The 15,960-nt window shown below is 71.5% G+C and carries 15 protein-coding genes; 3 read left to right on the top strand and 12 right to left on the bottom strand.

The features are described 5' to 3' along the window. Positions 1-10 precede the first annotated feature (10 nt). Both ABZ810_RS44175 and ABZ810_RS44170 read left to right on the top strand, forming a co-directional pair. Positions 11-805 (top strand): class I SAM-dependent methyltransferase, encoded by a 795-nt coding sequence (locus ABZ810_RS44175; RefSeq protein ID WP_358413541.1) that lies wholly within the window; start codon positions 11-13, stop codon positions 803-805. Beyond that, positions 802-1,689 (top strand): menaquinone biosynthesis protein, encoded by an 888-nt coding sequence (locus tag ABZ810_RS44170; protein WP_358413538.1) that lies wholly within the window; start codon positions 802-804, stop codon positions 1,687-1,689. The genes ABZ810_RS44175 and ABZ810_RS44170 overlap by 4 nt, the downstream gene beginning before the upstream one ends. Positions 1,690-1,717: 28 nt before the next feature. Here ABZ810_RS44170 and ABZ810_RS44165 read toward each other — a convergent pair whose 3' ends face one another. The 8 genes from ABZ810_RS44165 to ABZ810_RS44130 all read right to left on the bottom strand — a co-directional run bounded on the left by ABZ810_RS44165 (position 1,718) and on the right by ABZ810_RS44130 (position 10,311). Next, positions 1,718-3,301 (bottom strand): MFS transporter, encoded by a 1,584-nt coding sequence (locus ABZ810_RS44165; protein WP_358413536.1) that lies wholly within the window; start codon positions 3,299-3,301, stop codon positions 1,718-1,720. Then, positions 3,298-4,167 carry an MOSC N-terminal beta barrel domain-containing protein gene (locus tag ABZ810_RS44160; RefSeq protein WP_358413534.1) on the bottom strand — a complete coding sequence of 290 codons (870 nt, stop codon included), beginning with the start codon at positions 4,165-4,167 and terminating at the stop codon, positions 3,298-3,300. Before ABZ810_RS44160 ends, ABZ810_RS44165 begins: the two co-directional genes overlap by 4 nt. 185 nt (positions 4,168-4,352) lie before the next feature. Beyond that, complete coding sequence (locus tag ABZ810_RS44155) at positions 4,353-5,237, bottom strand: ABC transporter permease (protein ID WP_358413532.1); 885 nt, start codon at positions 5,235-5,237, stop codon at positions 4,353-4,355. Next, a complete protein-coding gene (locus tag ABZ810_RS44150; protein ID WP_358413530.1) occupies positions 5,234-6,232 on the bottom strand; it encodes an ATP-binding cassette domain-containing protein in 999 nt (332 codons plus the stop codon). Before ABZ810_RS44150 ends, ABZ810_RS44155 begins: the two co-directional genes overlap by 4 nt. A 368-nt stretch (positions 6,233-6,600) precedes the next feature. Further along, positions 6,601-7,440, bottom strand: coding sequence for an NAD(P)H-binding protein (locus ABZ810_RS44145; protein WP_358413528.1), 840 nt, complete (start codon positions 7,438-7,440; stop codon positions 6,601-6,603). Positions 7,441-7,607: 167 nt separating this feature from the next. Continuing rightward, positions 7,608-8,906: a P450-derived glycosyltransferase activator gene (locus tag ABZ810_RS44140; RefSeq protein ID WP_358413526.1), complete on the bottom strand. Its 1,299-nt coding sequence runs from the start codon at positions 8,904-8,906 to the stop codon at positions 7,608-7,610. Positions 8,907-9,039: 133 nt separating this feature from the next. Continuing rightward, on the bottom strand, positions 9,040-9,945 hold the full coding sequence (locus ABZ810_RS44135; protein ID WP_358413524.1) for an alpha/beta fold hydrolase: 906 nt from the start codon (positions 9,943-9,945) through the stop codon (positions 9,040-9,042). Positions 9,946-9,960: 15 nt separating this feature from the next. Then, positions 9,961-10,311 carry an antibiotic biosynthesis monooxygenase family protein gene (locus ABZ810_RS44130; protein ID WP_358413522.1) on the bottom strand — a complete coding sequence of 117 codons (351 nt, stop codon included), beginning with the start codon at positions 10,309-10,311 and terminating at the stop codon, positions 9,961-9,963. 209 nt (positions 10,312-10,520) lie between these two features. On the opposite strand from ABZ810_RS44130, the gene ABZ810_RS44125 reads away from it, so the two are divergent. Beyond that, positions 10,521-11,228 (top strand): class I SAM-dependent methyltransferase, encoded by a 708-nt coding sequence (locus ABZ810_RS44125; RefSeq protein ID WP_358413520.1) that lies wholly within the window; start codon positions 10,521-10,523, stop codon positions 11,226-11,228. A 134-nt stretch (positions 11,229-11,362) separates the two neighbouring features. Here the strand turns inward: ABZ810_RS44125 and ABZ810_RS44120 are convergent, their stop codons facing one another. The 4 genes from ABZ810_RS44120 to ABZ810_RS44105 form a co-directional block, all read right to left on the bottom strand. After that, positions 11,363-12,667 (bottom strand): activator-dependent family glycosyltransferase, encoded by a 1,305-nt coding sequence (locus ABZ810_RS44120; protein WP_358413518.1) that lies wholly within the window; start codon positions 12,665-12,667, stop codon positions 11,363-11,365. A 52-nt stretch (positions 12,668-12,719) separates the two neighbouring features. Next, positions 12,720-14,030: an activator-dependent family glycosyltransferase gene (locus ABZ810_RS44115; protein ID WP_358413516.1), complete on the bottom strand. Its 1,311-nt coding sequence runs from the start codon at positions 14,028-14,030 to the stop codon at positions 12,720-12,722. A 102-nt stretch (positions 14,031-14,132) separates the two neighbouring features. Continuing rightward, a complete protein-coding gene (locus ABZ810_RS44110) occupies positions 14,133-15,242 on the bottom strand; it encodes a DegT/DnrJ/EryC1/StrS family aminotransferase (protein WP_358413514.1) in 1,110 nt (369 codons plus the stop codon). Then, positions 15,239-15,916 carry a dTDP-4-dehydrorhamnose 3,5-epimerase family protein gene (locus ABZ810_RS44105; protein ID WP_358413512.1) on the bottom strand — a complete coding sequence of 226 codons (678 nt, stop codon included), beginning with the start codon at positions 15,914-15,916 and terminating at the stop codon, positions 15,239-15,241. Before ABZ810_RS44105 ends, ABZ810_RS44110 begins: the two co-directional genes overlap by 4 nt. Between the last annotated feature and the right edge of the window lie 44 nt (positions 15,917-15,960).

The following is a 15,960-nucleotide window of genomic DNA, read 5'->3' as shown; positions in this document are numbered from 1 at the left end:
GCGAGGGCTCATGACCACGGAGACAGCACTGGTGGAAAAGTACGGCGAGACCCTTTTCGCGTTGGACGCACCCGAACGGAACCGGCTCACACTTCTCGGCGAGGTCTTCGACCCGCTGTCCACGGCGACGCTGACCCGGCTGGGCGTCGGGCGGTCCGCCCGGTGCCTGGAGGTCGGCGCGGGCACCGGATCGATCGCCCGCTGGCTCGCCTCCCAGGTGCCCGGCGGGGAGGTCGTCGCCACCGATCTGAACGAGGCGCTGCTGGCGAGGCTCACCGGGCCGAACCTCGTCCCGCTGCGCCACGACGTCACCGTCGACCCGTTTCCGGAGAGCTCCTTCGACGTGATCCACGCGAGGTTCGTCCTCAGCCATCTGCCCGGCCGGCTCGACGTGCTGAGACGCATGAGCTCGTGGCTGCGCCCCGGCGGGTTCCTGATGTTCGAGTCGTTCTCCTGGTTCCCGATCGACAGCTCGCCCCATCCCGCCTACCGGCACGCCATGCAACGGTGGAGCGAGCTGATCCTGAGCACGATCGGCACCGACAGCCGGTGGTCGCGGGCGCTCCCCACCGTCCTCGCCGAGTACGGGCTGGCGGACGTGGGCGCCGAGACGTTCACCCGGCACATGCGGGGCGGCGGCCCGCTCGCCGAGTTCTGGTGGCAGACGCTGCGCATGTCGCGCCGCCAGCTCATCGACGGCGGGTACCTCACCACCCAGCAGGTGCTCGACGTCCAGCGGCTGCTGCGCGATCCCGGGTTCTGGGACCTCGCGCCGGCGGTCACGCAGGCCTGGGGGCGTCGGTGACCACCCTCCAGCTCGAATGGCCCGGCGACACCGAGGGGCCGCTGGCCCTCCGCCGTCCCCGGCTCGGCCACATCTCGTTCCTCAACTGCTATCCGCTGTTCTGGTCCATGACCCGCACCGGCCTGCTCACCGAGGTGGACGTCATGCGGGAGAGCCCGGAGGTGCTCAGCTCGGCCCTCGTGCGAGGCGAGCTGGACCTGGGCCCGATCGCGCTGACGGAGTACCTGCGGCACTCCCGCGACCTGCTGATCCTGCCCGGCATCGCGATCGGCTGCGACGGGCCCGTCCTCTCCTGCAACATCGTCAGCCGGGTGCCGCTGGAGAAGCTGGACGGACGCACCGTGGCCCTGGGGTCGACGAGCCGGACGACGGTCGTCCTCGCGCAGATCCTGCTGGAGGAGAGGTTCGGCGTCCGGCCGCGGTACTTCGTGTCCGAGCCCGACCTCGGCACGATGCTCGACCGCGCCGACGCCGCCGTCGTCATCGGCGACGTCGCGCTGCGCGCCTTCTACCGTGAGGCGGCCGAGCTCGGCGCGGGCGTCTACGACACGGGGCGGTTGTGGAAGGAGTGGACGGGACTGCCCATGGTGTTCGCGGTGTGGGCGGTGCGGCGGAGGTTCGCCGAAGAGCACCCGCATCTGACCAGGCCGGTCCACCAGGCGCTGCTGAACGCGCGCGACCACGGGCTCGCCGAGGTCGAGGCCGCGTCCCGCCAGTCGGCCCGGTGGGAGACGTTCACCGCGGGCGAGCTGGAACGGTACTTCCGGACGCTCAGCTACGACCTGTCCCCCGACCACTTCGAGGGCATCAGGGAGTACGCGCGCCGCGCGGCCGCCCGCGGTTCGGTCCCCGCCGGCCAGGAGTTCGCCTTCTACTCCGGCTGACCCGGCCCGCCCGGCGGGCGCCCCCGATTCAGGCGGGCGTCCGCCGGGCCACCAGGATCAGCACGGCGGCGACGGCTCCCGTGAGCGCCGCGAAGGCGACCTCGATCCCCAGGCCCGCGGCGTACCGCAGTGGCGCGCCCGCCGCGGCGGGATACAGGAGGGCACCGGTGATCGCCACCCCGGCCGCGCCGCCGAGCTGCTGGGCCGTGGTCAGCACACCCGATCCCGCCCCGGCGTCCGGGGGCGGGATCGTCGCGAGCACGATCCCCGTCACGAGCGGGATGCTCGTCCCGTTGCCGAGGCCGAAGACGGTGAGCGACACCAGCAGCGGGACCAGCGTCGCGTCGCCGGACAGCGTGAGCATGACGGCCAGCACTCCGGCGAGCCCGGCCGCGGTGCACAACGCCGCGGCGACCAGGGAGCCCGGCCCGAACCTGCGGCTCAGCGGCAGTCCCAGCCGCGAGCCCGCGGCGATGGCCACGGCGACCGGCGCGAACACGAGCCCGGACGCGGCCGGGCTCAGCCCGACCTCGTCCTGGAGGTACAGCCCGAGCAGGATGAAGAACGGCACGCTGGCCACGTACAACGTGAAGTTGAACAGCACGCCGTAGACGAAGGCCGGGACCCGGAACAGCGGGATCGGCAGGAGCGCCCGCCGCCCGCGGCGGTCCCGCGCGACCTGGTGGGCGACGAACACCGCCGTGCACCCCGCGCCCAGGGCGAGCAGCACCAGCCCGGCGGGCACGAACGAGATCTCCCGCAGGGTGGCGAGCGGGAGCAGCAGCGCCGCGAACCCGAGGGCGCTCAGCGCCACCCCCGCGAGGTCGATGCCGCTCCCCGCGCCGCGCGCGGGCCGGTCGGCGGGGATCATCCGCGGCACGGCGGCGTACGCCAGCAGGCACAGCGGGACGGCGACGTAGAAGACGGGTCGCCATGTCAGCCCGAACAGGTCCCAGGAGGGGATCGCCCCGCCGAAGAGCTGGCCCGACACCATGCCCAGGCTCATCGAGACCCCGTACCAGGAGAGGGCGCGGGACCGTTCGGAGTCGGGGAACTGCACGCGGATGAGCGCCAGCACCTGGGGCTGGAGCAGCGCCGCCGAGGCGCCCTGCGCGAGCCGGGCGGCGATCAGCACGGCCGGCGACCACGCCAGCCCGCACAGCAGGGACGTGACCGCGAAGCACAGGAGCCCGGCGCGGTAGATCCGGAGGCGCCCGTACGCGTCGCCCAGCCGGCCGCCGGTGATCAGGCCCAGCCCGTAGACGAGTCCGTAGCCGCCGACCACCGCCTGGAACTCGAACGACGTCAGCGCGAACGACCGGTTGACCGACGGTGCGGCGAGGTTGACGCAGAACTGGTCGAACAGCGAGAGGAACGGGCCGATGAGCAGCAGCCACAGTCCGGTCCACCGGCGTGGGTTGAGGGCCGGCCCGGCCCCGGAGGCCGTCGTGCCGCCGGTCGCCGTGCCGCCGGTCGCCGTGTCATGAGTCGTCGTGTCGTGCGTCGTGTCATGAGCCGTCGTGTCATGAGCCGTCGTGTCGTGCGTCGTGTCATGAGCTGTCGTGTCATGAGCCGTCGTGTCGTCCGCCGCCTGGCGAGGTACGCCGGTCATTCCACGGTCACCTGGTCGCCCACGGTGATGGCCCCTTCCCCGTCGGGGATCAGATGCGTCCCGAACCAGACCAGTCCGTCCCGTTTCCTGTATTTCGCAAGCGTGTGGATGGGCTCCCTGCCCTTCTCCAGCGTCACCGGATCGACGGCGGCGACCACGCACCGGTCGCACGGGCGGGCCGTGCGGAAGGACGCGGTACCGATGCGCACGCGGGTCCACCCGTCCTCCGCGAACGGCTCCGCGACGCCGCCGATCACGACGTTGGGCCGGAACCGGGCCATGGCGAGCGGTGCGGGCGGCGGTCCGGCGCGGCGGCGGGCGGCGCCCGCCGCGATGCGCGCGTTGAGCTCGTCCAGCGAGGTCAGGGACGTCAGGTGCACCGGGTAGTTGTCGGCGAGGCTGACCCGTTCCCGCTCGTGGCCGGGGTCGGCGACGATGGGCCGGCGGGCCGGGTCGTCCATCCAGACCACGCGCACCGGCCGTCCCAGCAGGTCGGAGAACCAGGCGGCGGCCTCGTCGCCGACGTCCTTCACCTGGACGACCGAGTCCCAGATGCGCACCTTCCGCAGCCGCCGCCCGGGGTCGGGGATCAGCTTCAGGGGTTCCGCGTGCGGCCCCGTGACGATCAGCTCGCCGCCGTCACCCGCACCGCTCGCACCGCCCGCACCGCTCGCACCGCCGCCGTAGGGTCTCGCCTCGACCGAGAGGAGGCGCGGGAAACGGCGCGCCCCGATCATCGCCCCGCTCGGGCCCACCACCATGTGGCGCCGGTCGCCGGCCAGGCCCCACGGCTCGACTCCGGCCTCGGGCACCGCCAGACCGGTGGTGGATTTGATCGGATACACGTGGATGGTGTCGAGCCACATGAGCCGCAAGCTAACAATCGCCGATGGCCCGGAACTCGCAGAACGCTTGAGCCGTGAGCACCGCGCGCACTCCCCCACGTACGCCCGCGCGCACTCGTGCGAACCCCGGCGGGCAGGGCCGTTCGCGAGCCACCGCGTACATCTCGCGGTGGCTCGCGAACGGCGCCGGCCGGCGTGCGGGACGGTTACCGCGCGTTCTTGGTGCGGTAGAGGCGAAGGGTGATCGCCCCGAAGACGGCGGTCAGGACCGTCGAGGTCACCAGGACGGTGATGACCTGTCCCGCGGTCGCGTTGCCGTGCATCAGCCCCCGCGCCGCGGTGGCGGCGTGGCTGACCGGGTTGAGGTCGACGACCACCTGCATCCAGCCGGGCATGGTGTCGGTGGGCACGAAGATGTTGCTGGTGAAGACCAGCGGGAACATCACCAGCATGCTGGTCCCGGTGATCGACTCCGGGGTGCTCACGATCAGGCCGAGCATGGCGAAGATCCAGCTGATGCTGAAGGCGAAGAAGAGCAGCAGCAGCAGGGTCCAGACCACGCCCATCACCCCGCCGTCGGCCCGGAAGCCCAGCACCAGGCCCATGCCGATGGTGAGCGTGATGGCCAGGACGTACCGCACCGAGTCGCCGACCAGGTTGCCGACGATGGACGCCGGCTGCCAGAAGGGCAGGGTGCGGAAGCGGTCGAAGATGCCCCGGTTGACGTCGGTGTTGAGCGCGGCCCCGGTGTACATGGTCATCATGACCACCGACTGGACCAGGAGCCCGGGCAGGAAGAAGTGCAGGTAGTCCTTGGTGGACCCGGCGAGCGCGCCTCCGAAGATGTAGGTGAACATCAGCAGGAAGATGAACGGGAGCACCACGACGTCGATCATCTGCGTCGGGAAGTGCAGGAAGCTGATCAGCTGGCGCCAGATGTGGGTCAGCGAGGCCGACAGCGGTCCGGGCGGCTTGGGCCGGGACCGCACCGACAGGACGGTGCTCAGGTCCGGGCTCTCGGCGGCGGCCGCGGTACCGGCCGCGGTGCCACCCGCCACCTGGGCGGAGGCCTTGGTGGACGACTCGGTCATGCGGCGTTCTCCTTCTCGGCGTCGGCGGTCTTGGCGGAGTCGGCGGATTCCGGCGGCTTGCCGGTCAGGGCGAGGAACACCTCGTTCAGGCTGGGCTGCCCGAGCGAGAAGTCGGTGACCGCGATCCCGGACCGGTAGAGCTCGGTCAGCGAGTGCGCCACCTTCTCGGGGTCGGAGACCCGCACCGACAGGGCCGTCGGCTCGGGCTCCAGGAACACCGAGGCGTTCAGCGTCTCGGTGAGCACCCGCTCGGCGCGCGGCCGTTCCTCGGCGGTGTTGAGCCGGACGAGCAGCGCGCCGGAGCCGACCGAGGCCTTCAGCTCGCCCGGCGTGCCGTCGGCGATGACCTTGCCCTGGTCGATGACGGCGATCCGGTCGGACAGCGCGTCGGCCTCCTCCAGGTACTGGGTGGTCAGCAGCACCGTGGTGCCCTCCGCGACCAGGGCGCGGACGATCCCCCACACCTGGTTGCGGCTGCGCGGGTCGAGGCCGGTGGTGGGCTCGTCCAGGAACACCAGGTCCGGGGTGACGACGATGCTGGACGCGATGTCCAGCCGCCGCCGCATGCCGCCGGAGTAGGTCTTGACCATCCGGTCGCCGGCCTCGGCGAGCCCGAACGCCTCCAGGAGCTGGTGGCCCCGTTCCTTGGCCTCCGCCCAGGAGTAGCCGAGCAGCCGGCCCACCAGGACGAGGTTCTCCAGGCCGTTGAGCCCCTCGTCCACCGAGGAGAACTGCCCGGTCAGGCTGATCCGGCTGCGCACCTTGTCGGCTTCGCGGACCACGTCGTGGCCGAAGACCTTGGCGGTGCCGTCGTCGGGGCGCAGCAGGGTGGCGAGCATTCTGATCGTCGTGGTCTTGCCTGCGCCGTTGGGTCCCAGGAAGCCGTAGACGGTGCCGGGGCGGATGGCCAGGTCGACCCCGTCCACCGCCCGGGTACCGCCGAATATCTTGACCAGCCCCGAGGTCTCGATCGCGAGATTCGATTCCGCAGACAATGTTCTCTCCCCTGGAAGTGAAGTGGCGGCCGGAGGCGGCGCAGGCCGGCGGGCCACATTGGGCTCGGCTGCACTGGCCGTTTATGGAAACGGCGGCCGGGCGCACTGGGCGGGCGCCTGCACACCGGTTGCGGATGCGGGAGCGAGCGGGCCGGCGGCCGCCCGCGCCGCGCTCCAAGCCTTACGCTTTCGCAGCGCAATTTCAAGCCCTATTCCAGCTTGACAATGCCCGAATACTGCTGTCATCGAATTGACGGCGCCGATGCGTTTATCAACGTCTTCCGATGATCAGAACGCGTCATCACCGGCGTGACGCGAGGAGAGATCAGGTCGACTCCACGGACCCTCCAAGAGGGCCCTGACCTGGTCTAACGGAAGTCCATCACATGATCGTCCGCCCACTGCGCGTAGGTACGGGCGGGCCGGCCCGTCACCTCCTCCACCGTTGAAAGGACCTCCGGCGGGTTATCGACCCACGCGGAGAAGTAATTGAAGATATGGTCGACGACTTCTCCCGGCCAGCCCCTATCAATCATCATGACTCGCACCTTCTCGGGCGTCACGTCTTTGATGGAGATATCCCGGCCGAGAGCGGCGCCGATGGCACGGACCTGGTCACGGCGGCTGAGCGACTCGGGCCCGGTCATCGTGTAGATCGCGCCGACGTGACCGTCCTCGAGCAGCGCCGTCACGGCGACCGCGGCGACGTCGGCCTCGTGAATCGGAACCCCCCGGACGTCCAGATACGCGTCCTGGACCTCGCCCTTGTCGCGGATCGACGGGCCCCAGTAGTCCGCGGTGTTCACCGCGAACTCGCCCGGCCGCAGGAAGGTCCAGTCGAGCCCGGAGGCCCGCAGCGGCTCCTCGACCTCGACCAGCGGGTTGTCCGACGCCGACAGCAGCACGACGTGCCGGACGCCCGCGCCCCGGGCCACGTCGAGGACCTCGGCGGCCGTCTCGGGTTCGAGGACGCCCCAGCCGTCGATGGCCATCATGTACATGCGGTCGACGCCCTTGAACGCGGTGTGCAGCGTCTCCGGCCGGCCGAGGTCGCCCTTGACCACCTCGACGCCGTCCGGGAGCCGCACCGCGCGCCCCGGGTCCCGGCTCAGGGCCCGCACCGGCCGTCCCGCCGCCACCAGCTGGTGGACCACCGTCCGGCCGATGTTGCCGGTGCCCGGCCCGGTCGCCCCCATCACCAAGATCATTTTCTGTCCCTTCCGTGGGTCATCGTCCGGAGCGGGGCCGGGGCCCGTCCCGGCGTCCGCGCCGGGGACGCCGGGAGGGGCCGTACTGGCCGTACGGGCGGGGCGGCCGGGACCGGTGCGCCGTCCAGCAGGAAGCGGGCAGCCACACCTTCCACTTCATGCCGTCCTCAGCGGGTGGTGACCGGGAGCCGCAGCACGCCGCGCACGACGGGCGAGCGCATGCGGCGGAGCACGGCCTCGGCGGGCGTGAGCCCGGGCACGCCCTTGGCGAGCACGCGCAGCGCCGCGGCCGCCTGGGTCCGGGCGAACGGCGCGACGAACTCGCCGTACAGCCCGCCCGTCAGCGCGAGGTTCGCCGACCCGGGGTCGCGGGTGACGTCGAACCGGTCCGGGTCGGTGAAGACCTCCGGGTCGCGGTTGGCCGCGTCGACCAGCACGACCAGCTGCGCGTCGGCCTCGATCCGCTCGCCGGCCAGGTCCAGCGCCTCCTGCGCCAGCCGGTTCTCCAGCCGGATCGGCGGGGCGTACCGCAGCCCCTCCTCCACGGCCGGGCCGGCCAGGGCCGCCGGGTCGTCGCAGAGCATCCGCCACTGCGGCGAGTTCTCCAGCAGCGCCAGGACCGTGTCGCAGATGAGGTTCGCGGTCACCTCGACGCCCGCGACCGTGGTCAGCACGCACACGCCGAGCACGTCGTCGACCGCCGTGGCGCCGTCGCCCGCGGCCTCCAGCATGGCGCTGATCGCGTCGTCGCCGGGCGACGAGCGGCGCGCCTCGATCACCCCGGTGAACAGGTCCCGCAGCTCCTCGACCGCGGCGATGAGGCGCCGGGCCGTGCGCAGCTGCGGCGGGCAGAGCCCGGCGTCCAGCGCGATGCCGAGCACCGGGCTGAGCCGGGCCACGTCCGCGCGCTTGCCCTCGGGCACGCCGAGGACGTCGCACACCTGCTCCACCACGGCCCCGCGGGCGAAGTCCACCATCAGGTCGAAGCCGCCCGCGGGCTTGCCGAGGGCCGCGGTGAAGATCCGCTCGGCGGCGGCGCCCCGGGCTTCGAGGGCGTCGGTGCCCAGCACGTTCTCGGCCAGGCCGGTGAGCCGCGCGTAGTCCTGGCGCTCCATGTTCAGGAACGCCTCGTCCAGCGGCAGCACGTGGCAGACCTTGGGGTCGCTCCACACGTCCTGGAAGACGTGCTGCTGCTGCTCCCCCGGCTCGCCTACGTGCCGCAGGCCGAGCAGCGGGTGGTTCAGTGCCTCCGCGGCCACCGCGTGCGTCGCCGTGACCGACGCCATCGCCTCGCTCTGGCTGAGCCGCCCGCGGTCGCGCACCTGCGTGCCGAGCTCCGCGGTGTCCTCGTTCCCCGCCCGCAGCAGCAGCGCGTACGGATCACGCTGGGCACCGAAGATGAAATGAAAGCCGCGAATGGTGAGCAGGTGGCGGCCGAGTTCACTGTCCGTTGCGATCGTTGCCATGTTCCGTCCCGGAGTGAGGAGGGTGGACTCGTCGAGGGGTGGCCTCATCGAGCTGAGCGGGGCCGTCGAGCTGAGCGGGGCCGTCGAGCTGGGCGGGGCCGTCAAGCTGAGCAGGCCCCGCCGGGGAGGCGGTTCAGGCCGCCTTCGTGCTGTGCGCCATCGCGTGCCCGGCGATGGCGTCGACCAGGACCTGGTGCACCGAGCTGGGCAGCGCGTGCCCCATGCCGGGCACCTCCACCAGCCGGGAGCCGGGGATGAGTTCGGTGAGGTGCTTGCCGTGCGGCGGCGGGGCGGCCGGGTCGTTCATCGCCTGGATCACCAGCGTGGGCAGCGTGAGGCCGGTCAGCTCGGCGCCGCGGGTCAGCGGGGGCAGCGTCAGCGCGTGGTGCTGGTAGGGCTCGTGCGGGGTGCCCGCGTGGTCGATGGCCTTCTGCTCCCAGCGCCGGTACTCGTCCCGGTCGAAGGGCAGCTCGTCGCCGAACAGCAGCGCCCACCGCTCGACGCGGCGGTCGAGCTCGGCCTCCACGGTCTCGACGGGCTCGGCGAACAGCGCCATCATCTCGAAGAACCGCGGCTGCGGGCCGGGGAGCCCGTCCAGGCTCGGCTCGCCCTTGAAGCCGCGCTCGATGTTGCCGTCGAAGTCGATGTCCAGCGCGCCGCCGAGCATCAGCATGAGGCTGCGCAGCCGCTTCTCGTGGTTCAGCGCCATGACCTGCGCGATCGTGGCGCCCATGGACAGGCCCAGCACGTGCGCGGACTCGACGCCCCAGCCGTCCAGGACGGCGATCCCGTCGGCGGCGAGCGTGTCGAACGTGTAGGGGTGCTCGGCGAACTGGCGGCAGGTGGACCGGCCGGTGTCCCGGTGGTCGTACCGGATCACGTGCAGGCCGCTCGCGGCCAGCAGCTCGCAGAACGGGTCCGGCCACTCCAGGGCGTTCATGTTGCCGCCCATGACCAGCAGCAGGGCCGGGGCGCCCGGCTCGCCGAAGTCCTCGCTCCAGAGCTCCACGTCGCCGGAGGGCACGATGCGCTCGGTCATGATCCTTCTCCTCTGCTATCGGCCGTCGGTCGCCACGGCCTCCGCGGCGAAGGTCAGCCGCGGCGTGTACAGGCCGTGCTCACTGGTGCTCAGCTCGCGCAACGCCGCGGCGTGCGGCTGGAAGTCCGGGTGGGACACCGCCTTCTGGAACGACTCCCGGTCCCGCCACTGCGCGACGTTGACGTAGGAGCCGGGGTCCTCGGCGTTCCGCAGCAGGGTGAACCGGATGAAGCCCGGTTGCCGGCCCATGAACTCGGACGTCCTGGCGAACACCCGCTCGAACTGCTCCGGCGGGACTTTCACGGTGAACCTGTTGACGAAGACGAGTCCGCCTTCGGTACGGGCATCGGGCTGAAGTGCCGGCATCTCGCGGTCCCTCCACGTCATCGGGCACGTGCTCTTCAGTCTCGTCCCGGCTCTCGCATCGGGCTCGAAGGCCGTTGGACGGTGCCGTCCCGGGGTCCGCGAGCCCGCCGCGGCGGTGCTTCGACCGGGCCTCCGACGCGTTTCAAGCGCCCCGTTCGAGCATGCGGCGGACCGAAGATCTCGGGAGTCGCGACCCTCAGGGAGATCCGATGTACGGACCGCAGCTCGCAGAGGTGTACGAGCTCATCTACGGCAAGCGGGGCAAGAGCTGGGCGAACGAGGCCGAGGACATCACGCGGGCGATCCGTGCGAGGCTCCCGGGCGCCCGGTCGCTCCTGGACGTCGCCTGCGGCACGGGCATGCACCTGGAGGCCTTCGGCGAGCACTTCGAGCACGTCGAGGGACTGGAGATCTCCGAGCCGATGCGGCGGCGCGCGGTGCGCCGGCTGCCGGGGGTGGACGTGCACGCCGGCGACATGCGCGACTTCGACCTCGGGCGGACGTTCGACGTGGTCACGTGCCTGTTCGTGTCCATCTCGTACGTGCGCTCGCTGGAGGAGATGCGCGCCGCCGCCCGCGCCATGACCCGGCACCTGGCCCCCGGCGGCGTGCTGGTGGTGGAGCCGTGGTGGGCCCCGCACGAGTTCATCGAGGGCTACGTCGCGAGCGACCTCGTCCAGGACGACGGCCGCACGGTGGCGCGGATCTCGCACTCGACCCTCAGCGAGGGCGCGACCCGCATGGACATCCGCTTCCTGGTCGCGGACGCCGGCGGCATCACCGCGTTCACCGAGGTGGACCGGCTGATGTTGTTCACCGAGGACGAGTACGTGACGGCGTTCGAGGACGCCGGCTGCCCGGTCGAGTGCCTGGACGGCGGGCTGATCGGCCGCCGGTACGTCGGCACCCGCAAGTGACCGGCCCGCAAGTGACCGGCACCCGCACATGACACACGCGGCACGCGGCACGCGGCGTGCGGCGTGCGGGCACGCGAATGACCGGCTCCGGATCGCCCGTCAGCGGGCGATCCGGAGCCGGTGGGAGCCGCTCTTCAGCGCCGGGCGGCCCGGTGCTCGGCCGTCAGCTTCTCCAGGAGCGGGACGATGTCGTTCGGGCTCGGCGTGCCCAGCTGCTCCTGGCGCAGCCGGGTCGCGTTCTCGGCGAACGAGGGCTCCTCCAGGAGCCGGATCAGGCCGGCCCGCAGCTCACCGCTGGAGAAGATGTTCGCGGTGTCGCGGAGGTACAGCCCGGCACCGTACTCCTCCAGGCCCTGCGCCCTGTTGTAGGTGTCCCACATCATGGTCGGCACGATCAGCTGCGGCACTCCGTGCGCCACCGCCGTCGAGGTGGTGCCCGACCCGCCCTGGTGGATGACCGCCGAGCAGCTCGGCAGCAGCGCGTCCAGCGGCACGAAGTCCACCGCCCGCACGTTCTCCGGCAGGTTCGGCACGTTCTTCAGCTGCTCGGCGTTGAGCGTCGCGACGACCTCCACGTCCAGGTCGGCGACGCTCTCCAGGAGGTCGGCGATCGAGGCCTTGTCACCGCCCCGGACCTCGCGGTGCGACAGGCCGAGCGTGAGGCAGACCCGGCGGCGCTTGGGCGCCTCGTGCAGCCATTTCGGGATCGTCGACTGCCCGTGGAACGGCACGAACCGGACCGGCACGTAGTGCAGGTCCGGCACCGGCAGCCGCAGCGCCTGCGGCATCGGGTCGATCGTCCACTGGCCGGTCACCAGCGTCTCGTCGAAGTCGACGCCGAACCGGCCCGCGGTGTAGTCCAGCCACTCGCCCAGCGGGTCGTCGCGCACCTCGGGCGGCTGCGCGTCGAGCGCCTCCAGGAAGGCGGCCCGCATGTGCCCGACGAGGTCCAGGCCGAAGATCAGCCGGGCGTGCGCGGCGCCGCAGGCCTTCGCGGCCACCGGCGCGGCGAAGGTCATCGTGTCCCAGACGACCAGGTCGGGCTGCCACTCCCGGCAGAACGTCACCAGGTCGTCGGCCATCGACTCGGGGCACTCGTTCTGGAACACCAGCGACGTCATCACCGTGAAGACGGTGAGCATGTACTCCGGCGTGAGCCTCTCCGGCCGCGTCTCGCTCATGTCCAGGCCCACGTCGGCCTCGCTCTGCTCACGGTTGGCGTCGTCGCCGACGTTCTCGTTCACCCCCTCGATGTTCTCCTCGAGGTTGAGCGGCTCACCGACGCACACCGCGGTGAGGCCCGACTTGGTGATCTCGTCGGCGAGGTCGGGCTGGCTGGCGAACCGGACCTCGTGCCCGGCCGTGTGCAGGGCCCAGGCCATCGGGACCAGAATCTGCATGTGCGACTTCGATGCGAACGTTGCGAACAGGACACGCATGAGATCTCACTCCCGCCTCAGATGGATGCCGTCATCGGTGCGCCGCACGGCGTCACCGGCGCGCCGCACGGTGCTCGGCGGTCAGCTTCTCCAGCACCGGGACGATGTCGTTCGGGGTCGGCGTGCCCGCCTGCTCCTGGCGCAGCCGGCAGGCGCTCTCGGTGAACGACGGATCGTCCAGGACACGCGTCAGGTGGGTGCGCAGATCCCCCGCCGTCAGCCCCTTGTCCTCGGTCAGGCACAGGCCGGCGCCGCGTTCCTCCAGCTTGCGCGCCCGCTCCTTGGCGTCCCAGATCTTGGCGGGGACGATGAGCTGGGGCACGCCGTTCTCCAGCGCGGTCGAGACCGTTCCCGAGCCGCCGTGGGTGATGATCGCCGAGCAGGTCGGCAGCAGCGCGTTCAGCGGCACGAAGTCCACCGTCCGCACGTTCTCCGGGACGTTCTTCACCGACTCCAGCTGGCTCGCGTCCAGCGTCGCCACGACCTCCACGTCCAGGTCGGCCACGGCCTCGAAGAGGTCCTCGAGCACGATCTCGCCGGGACGGCGGAGCACCTCCCGCGTCCCGAGCCCGAGGCTGACGGCGACCCGGCGGCGCTTGGGCTGCTCGTGCAGCCAGTCCGGCATCAGCGCCTTGCCGTTGTAGGGCACATAGCGCACCGGCACGTAGTGCACGTCCGGTACCGGCAGCCGCATCCAGGTGGGGATCGGGTCGATCGTCCACTGGCCGGTCACCAGCTCCTCGTCGAAGTCGACGCCGAACCGGCCCGCCGTCCACTCCAGCCACTCGGCCAGCGGGTCGTCGCGCAGCTCCGGCGGCCGCGTGCGCAGCACCTTCAGGAACGAGGCCCGCATCCGCGCCACGTCGTCCAGCCCGAACAGGAACCGGGCGTGGGCCGCGCCGCAGGCCCGCGCCGCCACCGACCCGGCGAACGTGAGGGTGTCCCAGATCACCAGGTCGGGCTTCCAGTCCCGGGCGAACGCCGTCAGGTCGTCCACCATCGACTCCGGGCACTCGTTCTGGAAGCCGAACGCCGTCATCCCGGTGAACACGCCCAGCATGTAGTCCCAGGTCAGCTTCTCGGGCCGGGACTCGCTCATGTCGAGCATGTCGTTGGCGGCGTCCTCCATCTCCTCCTGCTGCGCCTGCTCCTCCGCGTCCTCGCTGGGCGCCACGTGCTGCTCGCCGAGGTTCAGCTCCTCGCCCACCGGCACCGCGGTGAGCCCCGCGCTCGTGATGTCGTCGGCCACGTCGGGCTGGCTGGCGACGACGACCTCGTGCCCCGCCGTATGGAGTGCCCACGCCATGGGCACCTGGGCCTGCGTGTGCGACTTCGCGGCGAACGTGGTGAACAGGACGCGCATCGGTCTTCTCCGTCCGACGAGAGTTTTCCGGCAAGACTTCCGGCAAGAGCTTCCGGCTTGGTCAGGATCCGGCCCGCTCCTCGCACGCCGCTCGAACGCGGGTCACCAGCCGGCCTTGATCGTGTCGGCCACGTGCCGCCGGTCGTCCTCCGACAACCACCAGCCGACCGGCACGCACACCAGCCGCCTGTCCACCGTGTCGAGCGCGGGGAGCAGGGCGGTGTACGGGCGCACGCAGCTGTGCACGTCGTTGCGCGTGTGGACCTGGCTGACCATGATCCCGGCCGCGTCCATGCGCTTGACGAACGCGGCACGGTCCTCGACCAGCATCGGGTACACCCAGAACGAGCTCTGGTGGTCGGGGTGGCGCTCGGTCAGCCGGAGGCCCGGCACGCCGGCCAGCTCCCCGTCGTAGAACGCGGCGTTGGCGCGGTGCCGGGCCAGCACCTCGTCCGACCAGGCGAGGTTGGCCAGGCCGATCGAGGCGTTGATGTCGGTCATGTGGATCTTGAAGCCCCACTCGGGGATGTCCGGCATGTCGCGCAGCCGGTCGGCCTTGCGGTCGATGCCGAACCAGCGCAGCAGCTCCGCCCTGCGGTGCAGCGCCTCGTCCGGCAGCACGAGGAGCCCTCCGTCGCCGGTGGTGAGGTGCTTGACCGCCTGGAAGCTGAAGACCGACAGGTTCCCGTGGTTGCCCAGCGGCCGGCCCTTGTAGGTGGCGCCCCACGCGTGCGCGCAGTCCTCGATCACCGGCGGCCGGAACCCGAACTCCGCCTCGGCCCGGTCGAGGATCGTGCTCAACCGGTCCAGGTCGACGGGATAGCCGGCGAAGTGCACGACCATGATCGCGCGGGTGGCGGGCGAGATCTTGCGGGCGAGGTCGTCGAGGTCGACGTTGAGGGTCGCCGGGTCGACGTCGACCCAGCGGATCCGCAGCCCGTTGGCCAGGATCGCCCAGTTGGTCGCCTCCATGGTGAGGGCCGTGGTGAGCACCTCCCCGTCGGGCGCGCCGCCCGCGACCAGGTGCAGGGCGAGCTGCAGCCCGGCGGTCCCGCTGTTGACGGTGGCGGCGTGCGGGTTGCCGATCCGCTGCCGCAGCAGCCGTTCGAACTCCTCGACCTTGGGGCCCTGGCCCACCTGGCCGCCGGCCAGCAGCTCGCTGACCGCGGCGGGGGCGTCCTTCGACATCGGTACCTTGAAGAGCGGGATCATCGGTGGACTCCTCCGGTCCGATCCTGTTCACGGGCAGGTTCACGGGCGAGGACCGGCCGCGACCCGGCGCCCTCGGGCACCCGGAGGTCCTCGTACCGGGCGCGGCATTCCTGGTAGGTGGGCAGCAGGCCCTTCTCGGCGGCCTCGCGCAGGGTGGGCGCGGCCCGGTCCCCGTCGGAGAGCACCACGTCGGTCCCGGTGGGCCAGTTCAGCCCGAGCTCCGCGTCCAGCGGGTTGACCTGGATGGTCCCGCCGGGGACGTACGTGCTGGAGCACAGGTAGACGACCGTCGCCTCGTCGGTGATCGGCGCGAACCCGTGCGCCAGCCCCTCGGCGAGGTACAGCGCGTGCCGCTCGTCCTCGTCCAGCACCAGCTCGATGGTCTCCCCGAACGTCGGCGAGCCGACCCGGATGTCCACCACGTTGTCGACGATGGCGCCGCGCACGCACGTGGTGTACCTGGCCTGGCCCGGCGGCAGGGACATGGCGTGCAACCCGCGCACCGTCCCGCGCCGCGACGACGAGCAGTTGACCTGGGCGACCGTGAGGGGATGCCCCACGGCCTCCTGGAACCCCGGCTGACTGAAGACCTCCAGGAACAGGCCCCGGTCGTCCGGGAAGATCATGGGTTTGATCAGATACGCGCCGTCCATCGGGAGCGGTTCGATCTGCATGTCCAGGCCTTTCTCCGGATCGATCGGAAGTCGGTTCGGGCGCC

The organism is Spirillospora sp. NPDC047279 (genome assembly GCF_040643285.1).
Classification (GTDB): domain Bacteria; phylum Actinomycetota; class Actinomycetes; order Streptosporangiales; family Streptosporangiaceae; genus Spirillospora.
This window is presented reverse-complemented; position numbering and strand designations above follow the sequence as displayed.